The following is a 23,189-nucleotide window of genomic DNA, read 5'->3' as shown; positions in this document are numbered from 1 at the left end:
GGCGGACCTGCCCGATGCTTGGCTCGCGAGAGCCGCACCGCAAGTTTACACAGAACGCGACTGCTTTCCCACCAACCCCCGCCCCCGGGAGCCACATTTTCGGGCCCCCGCGAACCGGTGGGGCCAGCGCCCCGCTACGGCGATGCCGCGGCGGGCACGAAGGGCTCGGCCAGCAGCAGCGCTCCCTCGCCCGGATTGAGCAGGAGCTGGCGGGCCGGTTGCTGCTGGCCGACCGCGTAGCGCGGGCCTGCTAGCGAGATCGTTGCGGAACGCGGCGCGTCGGCCGGCAGCCACAGCACCTCGCCGCCGGCGAACGCCCGCCGGGCCAGCACCCCCGGCTTCGGCGTGGGGGGCGGCGCCAGCGGTTCGCCCAGCGGGGCGCCCCACTCGGCCTGCCAGTCGTGCTTGTGTCCGTAGGTTGAGTCGGCGAAAAGATAGCAAAGGTCGGTGTAGACCAGCGTGCGGATCAGCTCGCGCCGTGCGGCGAGCGGGTCGTCGCGATGGCCGAACACCTCGTTCACCCCCACCCGCGGCTCGCGGCAGAGCCGCCCCTGGCGCTGGATGCGGGCGTAGAACGCCTCGGCGTCGTTGTCTTGGGTGTGGGCGATCGAGTCCTCGTACAGCACGCCGTTGATCTGCGGGGCGATCCAGTCGAGGCCCTCGCTGTCCCAGCCGGCGTTCACCAAGATCGGCGCGTCGCTGCACGTCGACCGGACCCGCGCCAGCAGCGCGTTCCACCCCTGCTTCGAGGCCGGGTCGTAGCGGAGGTTGTCGAGGAAGACGCCGACGCGTCCCTCGCCCGCGGCCACAACCGCGTCGATCCGCTGGGCGACGTGCTCGATGTACTCCGGGTTGTCGACCGCCATGTTGCGGCACCCCTTCCAAAACTCTTGGCGCCTGCCGGACTTGTCGCGGAACCACCACGGGCTGTCGGCGGGGTAGGCGCTGGTGTTCGCCTCGAAGTAGTACAGCTCGCACAACACCAGCGCGTCGGGGTTCTGCTTCCGCAGCTTGGCGAGCGTAGCGCGGCCGCGCGGGATCGACTCGGGGCGCAGGCGGGTCGCCATGTCCTTGTGCGGCTGCTGCTCCCACTCGAAGCCCAGCTCGCCGGGCGAGACGACGATCACCCGGTAGCGGGCCCAGCGATCGATCCGCGAACCGGCCCCGGGCGCCGACGACCACAGCATCGCGATACGCGGCGGGGGGGCGGCAGAGGCCGCCTCAGCGGCTGCTTGGGACGCGAAGCCCATGCAGAGCGCCAGTGCGCCGAGGATGGATCGCGCTCGTCCGCCGGGCAGGGTCATCGCGTCCTCTAGGTGGTCGTGCCGCCGGAGCGGTTGGGTTTGGGGCGTGGGCCCGGCCGGTTCGGCTTGGGGGCGTCTGACACGGCTTCGGGGTGCTGGTCGAGGATGGCCCGCAGCCGGGCAACGGTCTCGGGCTGTTCTGCGGCGAGGTTCGTGCGTTCCAGCGGGTCGGTTTGGTAATCGTACAGCTCCAGGTCGGCCGAAGCGCGGCCTTGTCCGGGGCCGCGCCACTCGACCAACCGATGCCGCTGGGTGCGAACCGCCCGGCCCATGCGGTCCCCCTTCGGGAAGCAATGGTACACGTGGTCGTCGACCCGGGCTTCGGGGTCTCTCAGCACCGGCGCAAGGCTGAGGCCATCGATCGGCTGCGGGCCTCGGGGCGCAGGCAAGCCGGCGAGCTCGGCGAGCGTCAGAAAGATGTCGACCGACTCGGCCGGCTGGCCGGCGGCGCTGCCCGGCGTGGTGACCCCCGGGGCCCGCACGAGCAGGGGGATGCGCGTGGCCTGCTCGTAGTTGGTGTGCTTGGTCCAGTACCCGTGGTCCCCCAGGTGGAAGCCGTGGTCGCCCCACAGCACGACGATGGTGTCTTCTGCCAGCCCCAGCCGGTCGAGGGCGTCCAGCACGCGGCCGATCTGTGCGTCGACGTAGCTGACGCTGGCGTAGTAGCCGTGGATGAGCCGGCGGGTCTGCTTGGGGCCGATCTGGCCGCGTTCGGGCAGCGGCTTGTACTGGGTGATCTCGCCGCCCCGTTTGGCGGCGTAGCCGGGGGCGCCCGCTGGCGGTTGGGCATACTCGGGCATCGGCAGTTCGGCGGGGTCGTAGAGGTCCCAGTACCGCTTGGGGGCGGTGAAGGGGAGGTGGGGGCGGGCGAACCCCGCGGCGATGAAGAACGGCCGGTCCGGGTCTGCCTGGTACGCTTCCAGGCGGCGGATCGTCTCGGCCGCCACGCGGCCGTCGGCGTAGGCGTCGTCGGCCACGTCGGCCGCCTCCCAGGCGGCGCCGCGCGGCAGCTCGTGGTTGGGGACCCCCGGCTTGGCGTTGTTGAAGTAGGCTTCTTCGCGCGTCAGCTTCCCCCCGGTGCTCTCCGGCAAGACGTACTCCACTACCTTGTCTTTGAAGTGCGGCGCGTCGAACGACTCGGGGTGCCCCGGGTTGCCGTGGCCGATATGGAACACCTTCCCGAGCGACTGGGTGTAGTAGCCGTGGCGGCTGAACCACTGCGGCATGGTCACCGCGTCGGGGAGCGACTTCCGCAGGCTCCCCCCCAGCCCATAGAGCCCCGTTGAGGTGGCCCGCGAGCCGAGCATCAGCGTGTAGCGCGAAGGGGCGCAGACCGCCTGGTTGGCGTAGGCGTTCTCGAACCGCAGGCCAGAGGCCGCCAGCCGATCGATGGACGGCGTCACCGCGACCGGGTCGCCGTAGCAGCCCAGCGCCGGCTTGAGGTCGTCGACCAAGATCAACAGCACGTTGGGGGGGCTGTCGGCGCCGCGGCCGCTGTTGGGGGTCGCGAGCAGCAGAACGATCGGGAGAAAGAGGAGGCTACGCAAAAGCATGGGGGAGTGTTCACGATTGGCAGGGACGCGTTCCGGCAGACCCGGGACCGCGGGGCCGCTACTCGGGTCTGCTTCTTAGTCTGGGGCGCACGGTCGCCGAGGCGCCGTTCCAGGCCGGGTTCTTCTGCGGCAGCAGCGCGCCGGTCTCCGCCAGCCAGTCGCCCAGCCGCTGGTCGAGCGCCGCGACCTTCTCCGGCATGTCGGCGGCCAGGTTGCGGGTTTCTCCGATGTCCTCTTTGATGTTGTAGAGCTCGTAGGCGTCGGCGCCGTCCGGCCCGGCCAGCCACAGGCGGATCATCTTGTAGTCTCCCTTGCGGACCCAAGACCCCCCCATCGTGCCGGCCAGTGTTGTGGCGCGTGGGAAGTGCCCGAACAACGCGTCGCGCTTGAGGCCCCCCTGTTGCTCGAACAGCGGCGTAAGGTCCTCGCCGTCGAGCGCAGGGTCCTGCTCGGCCTTGAGCCCCGCGTAAGACACGAACGTGGGGTAGAAGTCGCAGGCGTGCACCGGGACGTCGCAGGCGCTCCCCGCGGCCACCCGGCCCGGCAGCCGCACCAGCATCGGCACGCGGATCCCCCCTTCGTAGAAGCAGCACTTGCCCCCCCGGAGCGGCAGGTTCGATGTCGGCGGCGTCGGCTCTTCGAGCCCCACCGCACGGTTGCTCCAGTGGACGCCGCCGTTGTCGGAGAGGAACACGAACAGTGTGTCGTTGGCGAGGCCCAACGCGTCGATCTTCGCCAGCAGCGCCGCCAAGCTGTCGTCCATCGACCGCAGCATCGCGGCCATCACCGGGTTGTGCTGTGGGTTGTCCGGATCGGCCTTCTGGCGGAAGTGCTCGACCAGTTCCGGCTTGGCCATGTAGGGAGAGTGGACGTTGAAGTGGGCCAGGTACATGAAGAACGGCCGCGCCGGGTCGCGCTGGTCCAGCAACGCTTCTGCCTCGCGGGTCAGCCGTTCGCAGACATATTCTCCCTTGGGCCCGGGGCTGAGCATCGGGACGTTGGCAGAAAAGTATCCCCCAGAGGGGCCAGCTCCCCCCGCGCCGATCACCCGCTCGAAGCCCTGCTTCTGCGGGCCGAACTGCTGGGCGCTGCCCAAGTGCCACTTGCCCAGGTGCCACGTCTGGTAGCCGCCGTCGCGCAGCGCTTCGGCGATGGTGCGTTCCGAGAGGGGGAGGTTAACGCGGCTCTCGGGCCAGGTTGCGATCCGGTCGGGTCGCGCCCGCGGCGGAACGACCGGGCTCTTGGCGCTGGCGCCGGTGATGGCTTGGTGCATGTGAAGCCGAGTCGCGGCGTCCTTGCCGGTCATCAGCGTCGCCCGCGTCGGCGAACAGAGGGGCTGCACGTACGCCTCGTTGAACCTCATCCCTTCGCGCGCAAGCCGCTCCATGGCGGGCGTCTCGTAGAACGTGCTGCCGTACACGCTGCTGTCCATCCAGCCCATGTCGTCGACCAGGAACAACACGATGTTGAAGGGGGGCCCGCCCGGGCGAGGGGCGCTCGCGCCCTGCGCCACCTGCAGGAAGCCAGCCGCCAAGCAGGCGGCTAGCCCGAAGAAGTTCGTGCCGCGGCACGGCCCGCCAAGCAGAGGGTTCATGCGTTTCTCATTCGATAAGACGATGCGCCTGGGACGCCGCCGCCCACACCCGCCCCGCCTGGGTTCGCGCTATTTTCGCATTTGAAGATGCAAATTGATAGGCGCCGCGGCGGGGTTCGAGGAAGATTTCGGCGCCTTGCCTGGCGGGCAACCCCCTCGCCGGGAGGACCGGTCCACCGGGGCCCATTGCGGACGCAGAACCGTCGGCCCGCCGCGCGCCGCTACGGGTCGGCCGGCAGCGTGAAGCAGCGCTGCACCTCATCGGGCACGGAGCCGGGCCGACCGGTGGCCACATTCACATACACCCAGTCGGTCTCGCCGCGGGCGATCAGTTCTCCGCCGGGCCGGCGGTAGAACTCGTAGCGACGCCGAGAGCGGACCCGGCGGAAGTCGGCGATCCAGGTGACGATCTCTACCTGGTCGCCGTCGAACGCGGGCCGCAGGTACTCAACGTGGTGCGACCGCACGACCCACGTGCACCCCTGGGCCACGGTAGCGGCGGTGCAGCCGACCGATTCGGAGTGCAGCACCGCCACGTCTTGCATCCACTGCACGATGGCGACGTTGTTGACGTGCCCGTTGCGGTCGATGGCGGATTCGGGGACGCACAGCGTGTGACGGAAGGTAGGATCGGTGGGCATGGCGCGGCCGGCAGCAGAGGAAGTGTCCCAAGGGGCGAATAGCCGACGGGCGCCGCCCCGTCGGAGCGTCGGGTTGCAGCGTCTACTCCGCGACTCCGACGGGGCGGCGCCCGTCGGCTACTTTCCGATTGAGTGTTGCATTCTACCCCACCGCTGCGCCGAGGGTCGCTTCGAGGTGCTCCTGCAGGAACCCTTCCAAATCGCCGCGGTGCAGGTGTTCGGGTTCGGTGAACTTGAGCCGTACGATGTCGCGGTCTTCGGCGTCGACGTTCAGCTCGTACTCGGCCGCCAGGTCCGTCAGCCGGCCTAGCTGGAAGGCGCCCTTGGGGCCGGTGAGCGCCAGCTCGACGTTCGCCAGCCGCTTGGTGACGACCGTCGCCCACGGGATCGGCACGCCGGGGAGCATCTGGTGCACCAGCACCTTGTTGTTCCACAAGAACTGCCCGTTGGGCGCCGCCTCGCTGAGCGTCTCGATCAGCTCTTCCAGCAGCTCGTTCTCCCACTGCGGCCGCTTGCCCGGCGGGAAGCCCTTGCGCGCCAGGTGCCACTTGCGGCCCAGCACCTTCCAGGGCATCACGTCTTCGGGGTTCTGGGCGACGCGGGTGGTGAGCTTGTGGAAGCCGCGGACCGCGCGTTCCACCATCTCCCAGAACGCCGGGGTGTCGATCTCGCTGAAGTGGTGCACGTCGACCTGTACCTCTTGCCACGGGCCGCGGAGGTTCTTGCACTTCACGCGTGGGCCGGAGCCGTAGGCCTGGATGTGGTCCAACTCGTCGAGCGGCCGCAGCGCCAGGTCGAGCGTTAGTTGTTCGCGTTGGAAGGTCTTGCTGGCGGTGCGGAACTTGAGCTTCACCAGCCACTTGTCGCCGGTCATCATGTGCAGCAGCCAGCCGTGGCTCTTGGTCTCTGCGGCGATCTCGACCACGCTGCGGTGGTTCCAGTTGGTGGGGGAGAGGCCCACGCCCAGCTCGTCCGCCAGTTCCTGCACGCGGCGTTCGACCCGGTCGACGACCCGGCCGTCCCACTTGCAGGCCGTGCCGTCGCGGGCCACCCGGTTCTGCGAGTGCCACAGCCGGCCGTCGGCCTCCCACGGCATCTGGGCGTCTTCGCCCACGCGGTCGAGGTCGAGGTCCCCCGCCTGGGCCTGGTCGAGGGCCGAGGGGTCGTAGACGCGGCGTTCGGCGTACGGGCCGTCGGCCAGCACCGGGCCGAGCGCCGCGGCGGTGTGCGACACGGCGGCGACCGCTGATTTCTTTCCGCGTTTGGGCTTCGAGAACGCGGCGACCACGTCTTCGGGCGTCCCCGCGGCGACCAGCCGGCCGCCGTCGCGCCCCGCTTCGGGCCCGATGTCCAGCACCCAGTCGGCGGTCTTGATGACGTCAAGGTTGTGCTCGATCACCACAACAGTGTTGCCGAGGTCGACCAGCCGGTGCAGCACGTCCAGCAGCCGGGCGAGGTCGTCGAAGTGCAGGCCGGTGGTCGGCTCGTCGAGCAGGTAGAGCGTTTGACCCGTGTCGGGGCGGGCCAGCTCCGCGGCCAGCTTGACGCGCTGCGCCTCGCCGCCGGAGAGGGTCGGAGCGCTCTGCCCCAGGGTCACGTAGCCCAGCCCCACGTCGCAGATCGTTTGCAGGATGCGGCGGATTTTGGGGATGTTTTCGAACAGCGTGAGGGCTTCTTCCACCGGCATCGCCAGCACGTCCGCGATGCTGCGGTCGCGGTACTTCACCGCCAGCGTGTCAGGGTTGTAGCGCTGCCCGCGGCAGGTGTCGCACTCTACCCACACGTCGGGGAGGAAGTGCATCTCGATCCGCAGTTGGCCGTCTCCCTCGCACGCGTCGCAGCGTCCGCCGGCCACGTTGAAGCTGAACTGCCGCGCCGAGTAGCCGCGCAGCTTCGACTCGGGGAGCTGGGCGTAGAGTTGGCGGATCAGGTCGAAGCAGCCGGTGTAGGTGGCCGGGTTGCTGGTGGGGGAGTTGCCCAGCGGCGCCTGATCGACGCGGATCACCTTGTTGATCCGCTCGACCCCCACAATGTCGTCGTGCGCGCCGGCCACGCACCCCGCGCGGTGCAGCGACCTGGCGAGCTGGTTGTAGAGGATCTCGTTAATCAGCGAGCTCTTGCCGCTGCCGCTGACCCCCGTCACCGCCACGAGCGCCCCCAGCGGGATATCGACGTCGATGTTCTTCAGGTTGTTGTGCCGCGCGCCACGGATGCCGATCCGCGGGGTGGGGCAGGCGGAAACGGCGCCGTTCACGCCCTCGCCCCTCGTCCCTCGCCCCTTCGCCTCGAGCGTGATCCTGCGATTGGACGGGATCGCGATCGCTTTGGTGCCGCTCAGGTACGGCCCCGTGACGCTGCCGCGCCTCTTGCTCACCTCGGCAGGCGTGCCGCGGGCGACGATCTCCCCGCCGAACCGCCCGGCTGCGGGGCCGAAGTCGAGCAGCGCGTCGGCGCTTGCCACCACCTCGCGGTCGTGCTCAACCACCAGCAGCGTGTTGCCCAGGTCGCGCAGCTTCATCAGCGCCTTGATGAGCCGGGTGTTGTCGCGCGGGTGCAGCCCGATGGTGGGCTCGTCCAGCACGTACAGCACGCCGCACAGGCCGCTGCCCACCTGGCTGGCCAGGCGGATGCGTTGCGACTCGCCGCCGGAGAGGCTCGGCGCCCCGCGGCCCAGCGTCAGGTAGTTCAGGCCGACGTCTACCAAGAACGTCAGCCGGTTCTTGACCTCGCGGACCAGCTCGCCGGCGATCTTGCGGTCGCGCGCCGAGAGCTTCCAGCCGGAGACCTGCTGCAGCAGCTCGCCGAGCGACGTGCGCGAGACGTCCTCCAGCGTGTGGTCGCGGAACCGCACGGCCGAGGCGTCGTCGCGTAGCCGGCTGCCGCCGCACTCGTTACACTCGATCTCGTCGACCAGGTGCTCGAGCTGCGTGCGCAAGCGCGGCGAGAGCCGCGAGGCTTCCTCGAGCGCGGGGTAGAGCCCCTTGAACTGGAACCGGAGCTGCGAGTGGGACTTGGCCTGCGGGCCTTTGCCCTCGACCGCGATCCACTCCTCTCCCGTGCCGTACAACAGCACACGCCGCTGCCGGGCGTTGAGCCGCTGGTAGGGGACGTCGGTCGGCACCCCGGTGTGGCGGCTGAGGGCCTCGAGCAGTCCGCGGGCCAGGTCTCCCCGCAGGTTGGGCCACAGCAGCAGGGCGCCCTCGGCGAGGGTGAGCTCGGGGTCGCGCAGCAGCGCGGCCGGGTTGGCGCCGGTCTGCACGCCCAGCCCCTCGCACGCGCCGCACCAGCCCAGCGCGCTGTTGAACGAGAAGTTGTGGGGCGAGAGGGCGTCGAAGCTGCGGCCGCACTTCTCGCACGCCAGGTGTTGGCTGTGCGTGCGGGTGGGCCAGCGGCTCTCGGGGGCGTCGTCGATCGGCTCCACGACCTGCATCACGCCGCGGCCGATCGCCAGGGCGCCCTCGACCGCTTCGGCGATCCGGCCCCGGCTCTTGGCGTGGACGGTGATCCGGTCGACCACCACCGCCACGTCGTGCTTGCGTCGGCGGTCGATCTCCGGCGCCTCGCCCAGCTCGTAAAACTTGCCGTCGACGCGGATCCGCAGGTAGCCGTTGCCGGCCAGCTCGGCCCACAGGTCTTCGTACTTGTCGCCGACGCCGATCTCTAGCGGCGCCAGCAGGTAGAGCCGCTGGCCCTCGGGCTCGCTGAGGATCTTGTCGACCACTTGGTCGGTGGTTTGCGTGCCGATGGGCAGGTCGCACTCGGGGCAGTAGGGCTCGCCGAGCCGGGCGTACAGCACGCGCAGGTAGTCGTAGATCTCGGTGACGGTCCCCACGGTCGAGCGCGGCGAGTGGCCGCCGCTGCGTTGCTCGATGGCGACCGCGGGCGAAAGCCCCTCGATGTGGTCGAGCGCCGGCTTGGTGGCCTGGCCGACAAACTGGCGGGCGTAGCTGGAGAGGCTCTCAACGTAACGCCGCTGCCCCTCGGCGTAGATGGTGTCCATCGCCAGCGAGGTCTTCCCCGAACCGCTCGGCCCGCAGCAGACGGTGAACTTGTCGCGTTCGATCCGGACGTCGACCCCCTTGAGGTTGTGCTGTGCGGCGCCCCGGACCTCGATGTGGGTGGCTTCCTTCACCGGGGGACGCGGGGCGCGGGCGATCGCGGCGTGCGCCTCGCCGCTGAGCACCGGCGCGAGGGCCTCGGCCGTGTAGGAGCGTAGGACCGCGCTGCCGTTCGACTTCGCCTTTCCAGTGGTAGCCGCGACCACGGCTTCCGGCGTTCCGGCCGCCACGAGCTGGCCGCCGGCGGCGCCCCCTTCGGGGCCGATATCGATCACCCAGTCGGCGGTCTTGATCACGTCGAGGTTGTGCTCGACCACCAGCACGGTGTTGCCGGCGTCGACGAAGGTGTGCAGCACCTTGAGCAGCATCTCGATGTCGGCGAAGTGCAGCCCCGTGGTCGGTTCGTCCAGCACGTACAGCGTCTGGCCGGTCGACTTCTTGACCAGTTCGCGGGCCAGCTTGATGCGTTGCGCCTCGCCGCCGGAGAGCGTGGGGGAGGGCTGGCCGATCTTCAGGTAGTCGAGCCCCACCGCGTGCAGCGTGTCGAGCTTGTGCTTGATCTGCGGGATCGCTTCGAACAGCTCCATCGCCTGCTGGATGTCCATCTCCAGCACGTCCGCGATGCTCTTGCCCTTGAACAGCACGCTGAGCGTCTCGCGGTTGAAACGGGCGCCCTCGCACACGGGGCACGGCACCCAGATGTCCGCCAGGAAGTCCATCTCCAGCTTGTTGGCGCCGTTCCCCTCGCACGCCTCGCAGCGCCCGCCACGCACGTTGAAGCTGAACCGCCCCGGCTTGAAGCCGCGCCGCTTCGATTCCGGGAGCTGCGCGAACAGGTTGCGGATGTCGTCGAACAGCTTGATGTAGGTCCCTGGATTGGAGCGCGGCGTGCGCCCGATCGGAGACTGGTCGATCGCGATCACCTTGTCGAGCCGCTCGATCCCGTCGATCGAGTCGTGCTCGCCCGGCTCGCACTCGGCGCCGTTCAGGTCGCGCCGCAGCGAGGCCATCAGCACGTCGTTCACCAGCGAGCTCTTGCCGGAGCCCGACACGCCGGTAACGCACACGAAGGCGCCCAGCGGGAAGTCGACGTCGATATTCTTGAGGTTGTTGTGCCGCGCGCCGCGGACACGCAGCACACCGCGCGTATCCCCCTCCCCGGCAGGGGAGGGGAGTCCGAGGATCCTCCGCACTTTCGGCACTTCGATCTTGCGCCGCCCGGACAAGAACGCGCCGGTCTGGCTTTTGGCGCTCTTGGCGATCGCCTCCGCCGAGCCCTCGGCCACCACGTGACCGCCGCGTACGCCGGGGCCCGGGCCGAAGTCGATCAGGTAGTCGCTGGCCCGCATCGTGTCTTCGTCGTGCTCCACCACCACCACGGTGTTGCCGCGGTCGCGCAGGTCCTCCAGCGTCGAGATCAGGCGGTCGTTGTCGCGTGGGTGGAGGCCGATCGAGGGCTCGTCCAGGATGTACAGCACGCCCACCAGCCCGCAGCCGATCTGGCTCGCCAGGCGGATCCGCTGCGACTCGCCGCCGGAGAGCGTCGGCGCCGTGCGGTCGAGCGACAGGTACTCCAGCCCCACGTTGGAGAGGAACCCCAGCCGGCCGCGGATCTCTTTGAGCGCCTCGGCGGCGATGTACTGCTGCGCGTCGGTGAACTGCAGCTCGGAGAAGAACTCGCTCGCCACGCTAATGGGCAACCCGCAAACCTCTGGCAGGCCGAGGTCCTTCTTGTCGAACTTGTCGCTGGCGGTGGTGATCCGCACCGCCCGCGCCTGCGGGTTCAGCCGCGAGCCGCCGCACGCCGGGCACTCGATCTGCCGCATGCAGTGCTCCAGCTTCTGGATCTGCGGCTTGCTGTTGCTGCTGCGGTACTTCTCCAGCAGCTCGGGGATGATTCCCTCGTAGTGCCCGCCGTACTTCTGGACGCTGCGGCCGGTCTTCCAGGTGAAGGTGATGTGCTCCTCGCCCGCCCCCCACAGCCACAGCTCACGCAGCTCGGGCGCCAGCTCTTCCCAGGCGGTCTCCAGCAGGAACCCTTCTTCCAGCCCGATCCGCTTCTCCAGCGTGTCCGCGACCCCCTGAAAGATGTGCCGCTTCCACTTGCTCAGGTCCTTCCACGAGCCGACCAACTCGATGCAGCCCTGGGCGAGCGACTTCGACGGGTCGCTGACCAGCAGCTCGGGGTCGAAGGAGTAGAACTCCCCGAGCCCGTCGCACTGGTCGCACATCCCCTGCGGGCTGTTGAAGCTAAACATCTGCGGCGTGGGGGGCTCGAAGCTCAGCCCACAAGGGGTGCAAGCAAAGTCGCTGCTAAGCACCATGTCACGCGGCGCAGCGCCCCTTGGCGTTGGGCCCTTCACCCCCGGCGAGCCGTCGGCGTCAGCCGCCGGAGCGTCCTCAAGCGCCAACTCCCCTTGCGCGTCCTCCTCGAACGCAACAACCAAGCTCCCCTTGCCGATCGACAGCGCCAGGTCGACCGCCTCGGCCAGCCGGCCGCGGATCGTGGGGCCGGCGACCAGCCGGTCGATCACCACCTCGATGTTGTGCCGCATCTGGCGGTCGAGGTCGAGGCTGCTCGCCAGCTCGACCACCTCGCCGTCGACCCGGGCGCGGACGAAGCCGCGTTTCTGCAGGTCTTCAAACAGGTCTTGGAAGGCGCCCTTCTGACGGCGGACCACCGGCGCCATCACCATAAGCTTGGCGCCGGCCGGCAGCGTGAGGATCCGCCCCAAGATCTGCTCGCGGCTCTGGGCGGTGACCAGCCTCCCGCAGTTGTAGCAGTGCCCCTGCCCGACCCGGGCGTACAGCACCCGCAGGAAGTCGTAGATCTCGGTGATCGTGCCGACGGTCGACCGCGGGTTCGACCCAGAAGACTTCTGCGAGATAGAGATCGACGGGCTCAGCCCGCTGATGTGGTCGACGTCCGGCTTGGTCATCTGCCCGAGGAACTGCCGGGCGAAGGTCGACAGGCTCTCGACGTACCGCCGCTGCCCCTCGGCAAACAGCGTGTCGAACGCCAGCGAGCTCTTGCCCGACCCGGAAACGCCGGTCAGGCAGATCAGTTTGTTGCGCGGCAGGCGGAGGTTGACGTCCCGCAGATTATGCTCGCGGGCGCCCTTGATGACGATGTCCGAGGCGGGCATAGGCGGGTGGGGCGGGGTTCATCCGTGATGGGGGCGGGCCAATCAGGCATTTTAGGGCCTCGGCGGGAGAAGGGCGAGCGCCGGATTTCGGGGCCCTGGCCTTTAGGTTCTTGGCCCCTGGGCTCTGCGGGTGGGGCTGGCCCTGCTTCGCCGACGCCGCAGAGTTGCTAGCGGACAGCTTTCACGTACTCCTGCGGTCCCGCCCCCCGCTACGCCGCCGAGCCCGCCCACTTCAGCCCCACAATGGCGACGATCAGCAGCGCCAGGAACGCCAGCCGCAACGCGGAAGCGGGCTCGCCGAGAAACGCGATCCCAAACCCCGCGGCGCCAACCGCCCCGATCCCCACCCACACCGGGTAGGCCGTGCCGATCGGCAGCTCGCGTACCGCCAGGGCCAGGAACACCATGCTGGCGACCAGCGCTGCCGCGGTCCCCAGGCTGGGCCACAGCCGGGTGAACCCGTGGGTGTACTTCAAACCCACCGCCCAGCCGGTCTCCAACAGCCCCGCGATCAGCAAGTAGTACCAAGGATTCATCGGCGGCGTGCGTTGCGGCGTGGATGGGTCAGCGATTCACGGTGGCCACGAGGTAGACGATCGGCGACAGCAGCGCCGGCAGCAATAGTGCCGCCAGCCAAGCCCACGCCGCGCGGTGGGCGAAGTTGAGCGTCCACCCCGCCCACTTGCGCTGCTTCGAGACCCAGACGCGGGTGTCGCGCCGGCTCCGGTAGACCCCCCAACGCCAGTTGCTCGGGGAGTTCCACCCGGTTTGGTTGATCGCGGCTTGGTCTTCTGCGCGGGACGCCATAGCCTGCTTATCGTAGGCCGCAAGACGCGTCGCAGCGATGGGCGGCCAGGGGGGCGGGGGATGCTGCCCCCGGCCTACGAACGACACGGCCACCCGACGTCGGTACAATCGGTCGCTTGGGCGTGAGCGTCTTCGCGCCCCGTGGCTACCCCCAGGCGACCCCGACATGTTTGGTTGGAAACGAGAAAGCGAGACCCAGGCCGGCGACGCCGGCCGGCTGCTGCTGCGCCTCACCATCGGCGGCTTGCTGCTGCTGTACGGGATCGACAAGGTGCGCAGCGGCCCGGGGGTTGTTCAGGGGATGCTGCACGACGCGGGCCTGCCGGGCGTGCTGGCCTACGGCGTGTACGTGGGAGAGGTCGTCGCCCCACTGCTGCTGATCGTCGGCTTCTACACGCGTGTGGCGTCGGCATTGATCGTCATCAACATGGCGATCGCTATCGGCCTGGCCCACGCCGGCGAGGTGTTCTCGCTGACCCAGTACGGCGGCTGGGCGATCGAGCTGCAGATGCTCTACCTGCTGGGCGCCGTGTGCATCGCACTGCTCGGCCCGGGCCGCTACGCCATCGGCGCGAAAACAGGCTGGCGTGCTTGAAGCCGCTAGCGTTGCGAGGCGATCCGCATGCGGCGCCCCGCCTGGCCCAAAGCAGCGGCCGAGGTTGACTGAGCCCAAGGGATTGGTACCCTCTCGCGTCGCGCGCGAAGCATAGAACTCCGACCGGACACACCATGGCCCGATCGGCCGTCATCGCTACTGCCGCTGCCGCCACGATACTCCTCGGGCCGGCGAGTGCGTGTGTTTGTGGGGGCTGGTTCGCCGACGATCCGATCGTCTTCGTCGAACCCTCTCCGATCCTCGAAGGGGAGTCGGCTGGGTCGCTTGGCGCGGCAAGGGCGGCGGAGGACACGCTCCAGACGCCGCCGCTCGAGATCCTGCCGCCCCCATCGAAGCAAGCCTCCGGCCCGCCTAAAGATGACCGTTCTCCGTTCCGCTCCCAAAGTTACTGGATCGGTCCCCAGAACGTCCGCAGCCAACCGGGCGATTGGTCGCAGGCGGGGCAGCAGATCAACCTGGCCGCGCCGATCTTTATCGCCCCCGAAGGGGGCAACCTCTGGCTGGCGACCGGCTCGGTCGACCATACCAGCATTGGCGCCACCGCGGTGCTGCCAGACAGCGGCCTCCCCGTGCCGGACGATCTGTGGAAGGTCCAGGCAGGTGCGATGAACATCCGCGACCTCGAGAACGGCTGGAAGACGGTCGCGATCCTCACCGTTGGCTACGCCAGCGATCAGCCCTTCACAAGCCTGCGCGACGCCACGTTCACCGCGATCGGCGGGCTTGAAGTGCCGCGCGGCGAGCGCGACGCGTGGAGCTTCAGCCTGTTCTATTCTCCGACGTCGCAACTGCCGTTCCCGCTACCGGGGGTCGCCTACATTTGGCGGCCCAACGACCAGTTCACCGCCAACCTGGGGGTCCCCTTCTCGTTGCGGTACCGGCCGACCGAAAGGTTCTCGGTGGTCGCCAGCTACTTCCCGCTCACGAACGTGAATATCCTTGCCCGGCAAGAACTGACCGACGCGTGGAGCCTGTACGGCGGCTACCAGGTGGTGAACGAGACCTATTGGCTTGCGGACCGCGCAGAGCGCAACGAGCGGTTCTACCTGTTCGACCAACGGGTCAAGGTCGGCCTGCAACGCAGCCTGCTCGCGGGGCTAACGCTCGATTTATCGGCCGGGTACGTCTTTGACCGACAGGCCTTCCAGGCCGACGGATTCTCCGACAACCGCCGCGACGAGATCGCGATCGACCCGAGCGCGTTTGGCGCCCTGCAGCTCAGTTGGTCGCTGTAGCGAAATATCAGGGAGCGATCGCACAACCTGCTCGGTCTCTCGGCTGTATACTACCTTCTTGTCCGCACGTCCGGGGGCAGTCAATCAGGTCTAGGAGACAGACGCCATGAATGCTGATCTTGCTCTCCCGCTTCTAGGCTACTTGTTCTTGCTCGCCGTCGGGGTCTTATGGATCTCGCTCGATGTAGAAACGGCCTACGTCATCGACGTCTTTACGAAAAACTTCGAGTTCGTGTGGAGTCAGAGTGGGCGGCGCTGGCAGTGGATCTCGATGTATGGCTGGCGCCTATTGGCATTGGCGGCCTTGATCGGAGCGTGTGCCTATCTGTCTTGGCGATTTGCGTTTGCCGCACCCATCTCGCGGGCGTGGGCAGGCTCGTTGTTCGCTGCGATGGCGATTTTTCCGCTTTGTCTTGTCCCGTGGATCAACCTATGCCACCAACTTCGTTACCAGCGGTCAGTAAGCTCTGCCGCTAGGCGCCTTACGCCGGTGGTGCAGGACTTGGCCTCCGCTTCGGACATCTCTGCGGTTTTGGACGACGCCCACTACACAACAATGCCCGGCTGGTCCGCGTGGCATCCTAAGGGTGTCAACGACTGGCCCCTCGTTGTTCCCGTGGCTTATGTGCATGCTGAGCCGTCGTTTACGGTGCTTTTTCCGGTAGACTGTGAGTGGTTCCTCGCTTGGAAACTTGCGAACCAACTTCCACTTCCAGGCTCTCCGCTGCCGTTCAACGGCCCGGGCGATACTACCTTCACCTTTCGATCTGTAAGGCCCCTGCGTGGCGTCCCCGATTGGTCTCTGGTCTATGCGGAGTTGAATTTGGGTGAATAGCATTCAACCCGCGCAAGATCACCGCGGCCGCGGACCGCGGCGTGTGAAGTCGGGCGATGGCGTCCCCCGGTAGTTCCGCGGGATCACCGGCCAGTCTTCGGTGAGGAAGTACGCGTACGTCCCCTCCGGAAAATCGGGGGTCACGCACCGGCGGCCGTTGCACTCGTCCAGGTCGCCCGAGCCGGGGGCGTGCTCGTAGTCGGCGATGAACGCGCCATCGTACTTCCCGCTTGGCTCGTCGCCGCCGGGTCGGTCGCCCTGCTTCAAGCGATAGCTCGACTTGAGCGGTTTGATGGGGGACCCGTCATCCTCTGCGTCCGTGTAGCCGTACACGGCGTACATCGGGAAGCCGTCCGCGGCCCAGCCGATCTGCGGCGAGTGGCGCGTGGGGTCCAGCTTGACCGCGTCGAGCAACCCGGTCGGCAGGCCGTGGTAGTGGTAGGCGCCGGTCGGCTGCACGTGGGCGTGCGACGCGTCGATCCCCATCTGCAGGGCGCCCGAGAGGGGCTCGTACTGCCACTTGCTGCCACGCACCCCCTGGAAGAACTCCGCGGCCCCGGGGTCGAACGGCACGCCGTTCAGCGCGATCCCAAAGTTGTGCATCCCCAGCGGCGTGGTCTTCTCGGCCGCCTGGGGCGCCGCGGGGACCTTGTACGTGTAGTCCTGCTCGCTGATGGGGCAGGGCGATCGCACCATAACTCACCTCCCGCACAGGACTTCCAGCCGATACTGGTCGCTCCATGCGGCCGCGAGGCGTTTGTTCTTGACGCCCAGCTTGCGTGAGGTGTTGTTCTTGAGCAGGCTCAGCGCTGTCCTGCGCAGCAGGCTGAAGTTGGCGTCGGCGTGGCCTTTGCGGATGCGGCATTGGTCTTCGCCGAAGGTGACGTCTAGTTGCCAGTGCAACGCGTTCTCGATCGCCCAGTGGCCACGGACCGCGTCGGCGAACTTTTGGCCGCTGAGGTAGCGGCTGGCGATGTAGTAGCGGGTGTCGTGCGTCTGCGTTCCGTCGGCGTGGGTCGTGATGCGGCACGCCAGGCCGATCGCCTTGAGCCCGCGCCACTTGCTCCCCTCGTCGAACCCGTCCGGAAGCTTCGCTAAGTAGTAGTAGCGATCGTCCTGCCGGCCGTGCCCCTTCTCGTGCGACTCGGAGCGGCGGCAATCGATGCCGCTGCAATCGTCTTCGAGGTGGGCGGCGAAGAAGCCCTTGATCGCTGTGTGCAGCTTGGGCTGGTTCCCCTTGACCGCCAGCACGTAGTCCCCCCCTCCCACGACGATCTGCTCGGCGATCTCCCGCTGGCAGCCCATCGCATCGATCGTCACCAAACACCCCTGGATTTCTAGGATATCCAGCAGCTTGGGAATGGCCGTGATCTCGTTGCTCTTCGCGTCGGTGACCACCTGCCCCAGCGCGATGTGATTGGCCGACGCCCACGCGCTGACCATGTGGATCGGCGCCTTGCTGCTCGCCGCGTCGAAGCTCCTCCGTAAGGTCTTGCCGTCGATCGCGATCACCTGCCCTTCGGTCACCTCGTGCAACGCCGTGATGAAGCTCAGCAGGCACTTCTCGAACTCCGCCGGCTTGATCGCCGCGAAGACCGCGTTGAAGCGGTCGTGCGAGGGGACCCCACTGCTCATGTCCAAGAATCTCGCCAGCCAATCCTTCTTCTCCCGCGACCAGTCGGCGATCGCCACGAAGTCGTCCGCCCCGCTCAGCACCGCGCACAACGCCATCGCCACGATGTTCACCAGCGGGTAGGTCACCTCACGCCGACGCGGGTCGGTGAGGCCCTCGAAATGCTCCGCAATCCGCACGCTCGCCTTGGCGCCCATGCCCATCCCTCCAGGTCCCGCCGGCCGCCAGGCAACACCTGCTGCCATTCCAAACGCCGGCTTGCCTAGAGGGTCGCATATTGCCTAGCTTGGCGCAATCGCCGTGGCTGATGGGGTTGGGGTTCCCGCGGCCCGGGAACCGACCGGTGTTGTGCTCGGGGAGGCCGTTGGCGCGGATCACCCGCTGGCCGCCCTCGACCACGATGCTGACCCGGCTGGCGGCGAGCGGCGCCTCGGTCGACGGCGCCAGCCGCAGCTCGCCCGCCTGGGTAACGGTGTGCCGCCGCGCCGGGGGCCGGCCGAATGGCTGGGCGATGACGACCGCGACGCCCCCTAAGAGAACTGCGCCGACCAGAAGGGAGCGTTTGGTACTCATCAACTCTCACCAGCAGGAATAGGAAAGCCACATTCAAAATAAACCCCGCCGCAGGATAATGGCGTCGCGGCAAAGCAGGAACCGCCGCGTGCCCGTGTTGGCTAGGCCGCGTAGCGGCCGTCTTCGCCGCAGCTGGATTCTGGCCTCTTCGAGCCGCTGAGGTGAGCTGCACCGCTGCGGGATGTCCCGACCGCCACGGCGATCCTCGATCGGTTCCTGCACCACGCCGTAATCCTCACCATCACCGGCAAGAGCTACCGCCTGAACCGCCGCGCCGAGGAGTCAAACAGGGCCAAAGCGCCCCCCGGCTCCGAGAAATGTAAATCGCTTTCATTCTGCGGCGTTTCGGACTTGAGTGGACAACAGGGGCAGTGACGTAGACAAGATGGTTGGACCGGCCGTGCAGGCTGACGTGGGTTAACATGAGGGGTGTCTTGTTCCCCGCGTGTCAGAGCCAAAACGTCGGGACTGGTCCAACGTCGGCCAAGATGCCCTACCCCGCCTTCGCACTGGTCACTTCTTCCACCCACGGCATGCGATCAAACGAATCGTCGAGGCGAGGATCGGCAGTGCTTCGCATCTTCTCGTCCAGCAGCGCTCGGTGTCGCTCTAGCGCCCGCATCGCCTCCTGCTTCCCCACAAGGTTCTCCATGCAATGCGGATCGCTATCGATCTCGAACAACAGTTCGTCCGGCTGATGTTCGAAGTGAAGCCTAAACAGCGGACTGTCCCTCCGAGAGAGCAAGAGGCTCTTGGTTGGGCTTGAGTCCATATCTGCATAGTTGTACTTCTCATCTCCGTATAGCGTGCGATCGCTCTTGAAGTTTCGGACGTAGAGGTAATCCTTGGATCGCACAGATCGGATAGGATAGGGCAAGAACCCATCTCGCACGATCGACATGCAATGACGCTCCCGCCCAGTGAAGACATGGTCCCGTGCCGGGTCAATCCAGCCGTCTTTCTTGCTCGTGATCTGGGTAAGAAAACTCTCCGCGTCCATCGTCTCCGGGACCGCTTCCCCCGTAAGATCAAGGAGCGTTGGAGCGATATCCGAGACCGTTACAAAGTCTTGCACGCGGCGCCCGGGTGTGATCAGGCCAGGCAATCGCATCATCAATGGGGCTTTGACGCCTAGGTCAAAGCAAGTGGTCTTCCCGCGCGGGACGCCGGGCATGCCGTTGTCGCCTGAGAGAATAACCAGCGTGTCGACTAGCTTCTTCGATGCTTCGAGTTCCTCGAGAATGACGCCCAACATCAGGTCGAGCGCCTGTATCTCGCCGAGGTAGTCCGCGAAATCCTCGCGCGTCTCACGTACGTCCGGAATAAAGACGGGGAGACGCTCCCGCAGGTCCTCCGGATCAATTCCCCAAAGCCGTTGGCCGGAACCCGCTGCATACGGACGGTGCGTATTGATCGGACCGAATATGAAGAAGAATGGCTTGCCTTGGGGAACCTTCCCCATCGATTGCAGAAACACCTTACGGGTCGCGTCGATCACCTGTTGGCGAAGCCTAGCCCGCTCTGGCTCTGTGGCGCCCCTACTCACGTGGAGGCCGTACCGCGGCACCTTGACGTTTTCTAGACGGGGGGCGCCCGATTTCTCCGGCGTCCCTGGCGATACCTGAAAGTCAATCGTCTTCCAGTACTTGTCAACGTGATACCCCGATTCACGCAGCAGATCGGGGAACTTGGGCAAACCCGAGTAGGGGTCGTCCTCGCGGCCAAAGCAATCCCCCCCCTTGAAGGCCCTGCTCCCGTTCCGCCAGAAACTACGCCCGGTACTCAGCGACGCCCGACTTGGCCCACAAGAAGACACCTGCACAAAGGCGTTGTCAAAGATCACCCCTTCGCGCCCGATACGGTCGATGTTCGGTGTCTTGACAATGTCGCTCGTCGTCGGCCGGCCGGACCGCGCGTACACGCCCGCGGTGCAGTCCCAGTCATCCGCGAAGAAGAAGAGGATGTTGGGCCGGTCCGCGGCCGACAACAACGACGGCCCTAAGAGGAGGAGCACAACGGCAAACAAAAACCTGTACATGATGCTACTTCGAGCGGAGGGATGAGCTAGCTGTTGAATTGTAGGCCCCGCCGATGGCGGGACGCCATAGTCTACACTTCCGTGGGCCTGTGTTGCTGGGCGACGCCCCGGCCTGGCGACACGCTCATTGTTTGCCGCCTGGCGATTCGGCATCGGGGCTGCTTATGCAGGAACCAGCTGCAGTACCGTTCGGGAGCCTGCATCTGCGGGCGCAGAGCTACCCGACCGGTGCGACTTCCGCGTTATTTTCTCTCTGCGATCGGTGGCGTCACCCGAGGCGGCTGGAGGCTCAGACAAGTCGCAGCGGTGGACATCACCTCCCTCAGTTCCGGCACCCGCCAAGTGTCCGGGGTCCGACCACCCGTCCGCAACTGTACACTGGCTAAAACGCTGGCGTTGGAACGGGCGTTGGCCGGCGTGGTCGACTGGCACGCACGGGGGCTCCGGCGTACCGGGTGCGCGGCAGCGGTCCACTGGGCGCCCGCTCATCCGGCCGCTGGGGTGGGTTGCTGCGCGGTGAATCGGGGCCTGCTTGCCGAGTCGGCTTTAGCGCGTGTCGTGCTTCTTTCGATGCCACCGGCGTCGCAACGCGAGCGGCCCGCAGTAGAAGAGTGCGCCCAGCACGCCGCCGCAAACGACCAACAGGAGGCTCAACAAGGCGTGGTAGGTCCGGGCGGAGTTGAGGTCGCCCCCCGTGTCGGACTCCGAGAGTGATTGCAGCCGCTGCAATGAAATGTGAAAGGCAACCTCGGCCATCGCGGCGCCGACGCCCGCCACCCACAACAAGAGCACCCACCGCCGGAATCGGGGCGGCCGCGGGCCGGCCGGCCCGGGGGGCGCCGGCCGGGTCAGTGGTGATTGGTAGGGGTTTTCCACCGTTCAGTCCTGCTACGTGTGCCGCCGCTGTCGCACAGCGAAGCGCAAGGCGTGTTTGCCGTGCCGCCGCGACGAGCGGGGTCGCCGCTCTTACTCCTCCCACGGGTTGATCAGCATCCCCCCCGTCGACGCAAAATCCGCCACGTTGCGGGTCATCAACCTCATGCCGTGGTGGATGGCGGTGGCGGCGATCAGCCCATCGGCCAGCGAGATCGTGCCACCGGCCGCCGCGGATCGCGCTGCCAGTTCGCCCCAGAGCCCGGCGACCTGGGCATCGACCGGGAGGAGCCTGTCTGCGAAACTCCGTTCTGCTTGGGCGAGCCAGAGCTCGAGGGCATCGCGGAGTTTGCCGCGGGCAAGCCGCGCCACGCCGTAAGCGATCTCGCCAATCGAGACCACGCTTAAGAACTGATTGAATTCGTCCAGCTCTGCCAGCCGCCTGCGTACGCCGGGGTTCCCGCGCGGCTTGCGTGCTTCGGAGACGACATTCGTATCGAGCAACACCTTCACAGGTCGACCTCTCGCATCGGCGATGGGTCGCGGCTCGGCAACTCTAGGTCGTCGATGCGGGGGCCTTCCAGCAGCCACTGCTTGAAACTGGGACGCTGTCCGGTCAGCTCCAAGTACGTCTCTTCCGCCACAACGATTACGCCCACCCCGTTTCGCCGAATCGTTTGAGGCCCTTCGGACGTGGCCCGGGTCACAAGCTCGCTGAGCTTATTCTTGGCCTCGGCTAATTTCCATTCCATCGCGGCTCCTTAGCTAGATTGTCTAGCTAAGTCTGGGTCGACAGGCCGGAGCCGTCAATCTTGGCGCGCCCCGGACAAACTCTCGGCGGCGCCGGTGGCTAGGAATCGTTGTCGCGGGCGCCGACGCCGGCCGCGACAATGCACGGCGTATGTCTGCGGATGGGCGGTTTGCGTGCGCCTAGTTTTGTCCCTTTGCTGTCCGCTGGAGCTGCTCCGTGGAGGCTTGCTGCTTGCATGTTGGCGCCCGGAAACCCTTTGCCTTGGGGCATTCTTGGGGGGAGGTGGGGGGTTTGTCCGATTTTCGATCCGCCAGGTGGGGGACAAAACGGACAAAACCTCTCCACGCGTCCGGCGGGGGCGCCGGGCGGTCAGCTCCGGCCGATCGCCGTGATCGCCAGGCCGACCACGATCAACCCCATCACCAGCCACAGCACCCAGGTCCGCGGGCCCTGCTGTTCGGCCGGTTCGTCGGTGAACTCGGGGAGGTCGCGGGTGAGCTTGCGGTACTCGGCGTCGCCGAACTCGTCGGCAAGCTGCTGCCGCAGCAGCCCCTCGACGCTGCGGGCGTTGAAGGGGCGGCCGTCGGGTTCCTTGGCCATCAGTTGCTGCACCAGGTCGTCGAGCCACCTGGGGCAGTCGACCCCCGCGTCGCGGACGCTGGGGACCGGCTTGTTGAGGTGCTGGTCCCACACCTGGGCGAAGTTGGCGCCCAGGTACGGGGGCCTGCCCGTGAGCATCTCGTACATCACGCAGCCCAGCGAGTAGAGGTCGGCCTTGCCGGAGATGCGTGCGTCGGCCCGGATCTGTTCCGGAGACATATAAGCATAGGTGCCCACGGTGATCCCCTGGGCGGTGATGTCGGCGGCGTAGGTGTCGCGGGCGATGCCGAAGTCGCCCAGCACCAGGTCGCCCTGGTCGTTGAAGAACAGGTTGCTGGGCTTCAGGTCGCGGTGGATCACCCCGTGGTTGTGGGCGTGCTGCAACGCGGAGGCGATCTGCAACGCGAACCCGGCCACCTGCGGCCAAGGCATGGGGCCGAACCTGGCCAAGCGGTCCTTGAGCGAGCCGTGCTCCAGCAGTTGCATCGCGTAGAAGAGCTGCCCGTTCATCTGCCCGCCGCCGAAGTGGCGGACGATGTGCGGGTGGTTGAGCCGCTCGGTGATGACGATCTCGCGTTCGAAGCGCTCAACGATGTTCGCGTCGCCGGTGACGTTGGGGTGGAGCAGCTTGACGGCGACGGGGGCGTCGAGGTCGGGGCTAGTGGCCCGGTAGACCACGCCCACGGTCCCCGTGCCGAGGCGGTCGCCCAGCTTGAAGGTCGACTTGGTGGGCAAAAAATGAAGCCTGCGTTCGGCCATCGAAGCTCTCAGAGGAGTCGGCTGGGGGATGCTGCTATCATCGCCCAATGGGCGGGGGGCTGCAACTTCGAGTTGGGGGACTTGGTGTGGGAAAAGGCTCTCGCGGAGGCGCGGAGACGCAGAGGATTCTCTGGTGCTCTGCGGCTCTGCGCCTGTGCGAGTGATCGTCGTTC

Annotated in this window: 19 protein-coding genes; 4 read left to right on the top strand and 15 right to left on the bottom strand. The window is 67.2% G+C overall.

Features of this window, described 5'->3' with window-relative positions:
• Nucleotides 1-134 precede the first annotated feature (134 nt).
• From Pla175_RS21725 to Pla175_RS21695, 7 genes are all read right to left on the bottom strand, one after another.
• Complete coding sequence (locus Pla175_RS21725) at nucleotides 135-1,304, bottom strand: alpha-amylase family protein (protein ID WP_145290581.1); 1,170 nt, start codon at nucleotides 1,302-1,304, stop codon at nucleotides 135-137.
• 8 nt (nucleotides 1,305-1,312) lie between these two features.
• Nucleotides 1,313-2,857: a sulfatase gene (locus Pla175_RS21720; RefSeq protein ID WP_145290578.1), complete on the bottom strand. Its 1,545-nt coding sequence runs from the start codon at nucleotides 2,855-2,857 to the stop codon at nucleotides 1,313-1,315.
• Nucleotides 2,858-2,915: 58 nt separating this feature from the next.
• On the bottom strand, nucleotides 2,916-4,451 hold the full coding sequence (locus Pla175_RS21715; protein ID WP_145290575.1) for a sulfatase: 1,536 nt from the start codon (nucleotides 4,449-4,451) through the stop codon (nucleotides 2,916-2,918).
• Between the two features lie 221 nt (nucleotides 4,452-4,672).
• A complete protein-coding gene (locus Pla175_RS21710) occupies nucleotides 4,673-5,092 on the bottom strand; it encodes an acyl-CoA thioesterase (protein WP_145290572.1) in 420 nt (139 codons plus the stop codon).
• Nucleotides 5,093-5,234: 142 nt separating this feature from the next.
• Nucleotides 5,235-12,296, bottom strand: coding sequence for an excinuclease ABC subunit UvrA (gene uvrA / locus Pla175_RS21705; protein ID WP_145290569.1), 7,062 nt, complete (start codon nucleotides 12,294-12,296; stop codon nucleotides 5,235-5,237).
• Between the two features lie 209 nt (nucleotides 12,297-12,505).
• On the bottom strand, nucleotides 12,506-12,832 hold the full coding sequence (sugE, locus tag Pla175_RS21700; protein ID WP_145290566.1) for a quaternary ammonium compound efflux SMR transporter SugE: 327 nt from the start codon (nucleotides 12,830-12,832) through the stop codon (nucleotides 12,506-12,508).
• A 28-nt stretch (nucleotides 12,833-12,860) separates the two neighbouring features.
• On the bottom strand, nucleotides 12,861-13,103 hold the full coding sequence (locus Pla175_RS21695; RefSeq protein ID WP_145290563.1) for a DUF5808 domain-containing protein: 243 nt from the start codon (nucleotides 13,101-13,103) through the stop codon (nucleotides 12,861-12,863).
• A gap of 166 nt (nucleotides 13,104-13,269) precedes the next feature.
• On the opposite strand from Pla175_RS21695, the gene Pla175_RS21690 reads away from it, so the two are divergent.
• The 3 genes from Pla175_RS21690 to Pla175_RS21680 all read left to right on the top strand — a co-directional run bounded on the left by Pla175_RS21690 (nucleotide 13,270) and on the right by Pla175_RS21680 (nucleotide 15,789).
• Entirely contained in the window at nucleotides 13,270-13,698 is a 429-nt protein-coding gene (locus Pla175_RS21690) for a DoxX family protein (protein WP_145290560.1), read from the top strand.
• Nucleotides 13,699-13,832: 134 nt separating this feature from the next.
• Nucleotides 13,833-14,954, top strand: a complete 1,122-nt coding sequence (locus Pla175_RS21685; RefSeq protein WP_145290557.1) for a DUF6268 family outer membrane beta-barrel protein — start codon at nucleotides 13,833-13,835, stop codon at nucleotides 14,952-14,954.
• A gap of 106 nt (nucleotides 14,955-15,060) precedes the next feature.
• A complete protein-coding gene (locus tag Pla175_RS21680; RefSeq protein WP_145290554.1) occupies nucleotides 15,061-15,789 on the top strand; it encodes a hypothetical protein in 729 nt (242 codons plus the stop codon).
• Nucleotides 15,790-15,807: 18 nt separating this feature from the next.
• On the opposite strand, the gene Pla175_RS21675 is transcribed toward Pla175_RS21680, so the two are convergent.
• From Pla175_RS21675 to Pla175_RS21665, 3 genes are read right to left on the bottom strand one after another with little or no spacing between them, the layout of a single operon-like run.
• Complete coding sequence (locus Pla175_RS21675; RefSeq protein WP_145290551.1) at nucleotides 15,808-16,485, bottom strand: YHYH protein; 678 nt, start codon at nucleotides 16,483-16,485, stop codon at nucleotides 15,808-15,810.
• 3 nt (nucleotides 16,486-16,488) lie between these two features.
• Nucleotides 16,489-17,619 carry an ISAs1 family transposase gene (locus Pla175_RS21670; protein WP_145284379.1) on the bottom strand — a complete coding sequence of 377 codons (1,131 nt, stop codon included), beginning with the start codon at nucleotides 17,617-17,619 and terminating at the stop codon, nucleotides 16,489-16,491.
• Nucleotides 17,552-17,995, bottom strand: a complete 444-nt coding sequence (locus tag Pla175_RS21665; protein WP_145290547.1) for a hypothetical protein — start codon at nucleotides 17,993-17,995, stop codon at nucleotides 17,552-17,554. The genes Pla175_RS21670 and Pla175_RS21665 overlap by 68 nt, the downstream gene beginning before the upstream one ends.
• Before the next feature lie 174 nt (nucleotides 17,996-18,169).
• Between Pla175_RS21665 and Pla175_RS26910 the strand changes: the two genes are divergently transcribed.
• Nucleotides 18,170-18,370, top strand: a complete 201-nt coding sequence (locus tag Pla175_RS26910) for an ATP-binding protein (RefSeq protein ID WP_315851521.1) — start codon at nucleotides 18,170-18,172, stop codon at nucleotides 18,368-18,370.
• A gap of 118 nt (nucleotides 18,371-18,488) precedes the next feature.
• On the opposite strand, the gene Pla175_RS21660 is transcribed toward Pla175_RS26910, so the two are convergent.
• From Pla175_RS21660 to Pla175_RS21640, 5 genes are all read right to left on the bottom strand, one after another.
• The gene (locus Pla175_RS21660; protein ID WP_197527056.1) at nucleotides 18,489-20,033 is read right to left on the bottom strand and encodes a sulfatase family protein; all 1,545 of its coding nucleotides are present in this window, start codon (nucleotides 20,031-20,033) and stop codon (nucleotides 18,489-18,491) included.
• Between the two features lie 546 nt (nucleotides 20,034-20,579).
• Complete coding sequence (locus Pla175_RS21655) at nucleotides 20,580-20,909, bottom strand: hypothetical protein (RefSeq protein ID WP_145290541.1); 330 nt, start codon at nucleotides 20,907-20,909, stop codon at nucleotides 20,580-20,582.
• A 90-nt stretch (nucleotides 20,910-20,999) separates the two neighbouring features.
• Nucleotides 21,000-21,419 carry a type II toxin-antitoxin system VapC family toxin gene (locus Pla175_RS21650; protein WP_145290536.1) on the bottom strand — a complete coding sequence of 140 codons (420 nt, stop codon included), beginning with the start codon at nucleotides 21,417-21,419 and terminating at the stop codon, nucleotides 21,000-21,002.
• A complete protein-coding gene (locus tag Pla175_RS21645; RefSeq protein WP_145290532.1) occupies nucleotides 21,416-21,658 on the bottom strand; it encodes a type II toxin-antitoxin system prevent-host-death family antitoxin in 243 nt (80 codons plus the stop codon). Before Pla175_RS21645 ends, Pla175_RS21650 begins: the two co-directional genes overlap by 4 nt.
• A gap of 368 nt (nucleotides 21,659-22,026) precedes the next feature.
• Nucleotides 22,027-23,016, bottom strand: coding sequence for a serine/threonine protein kinase (locus tag Pla175_RS21640; protein ID WP_145290528.1), 990 nt, complete (start codon nucleotides 23,014-23,016; stop codon nucleotides 22,027-22,029).
• Between the last annotated feature and the right edge of the window lie 173 nt (nucleotides 23,017-23,189).

Origin of the sequence: Pirellulimonas nuda (assembly GCF_007750855.1) — a bacterium.
Taxonomy (GTDB): domain Bacteria; phylum Planctomycetota; class Planctomycetia; order Pirellulales; family Lacipirellulaceae; genus Pirellulimonas; species Pirellulimonas nuda.
Note: the sequence above shows the minus strand (reverse complement) of the source record. Positions and strands in the feature narration are given on the sequence as shown.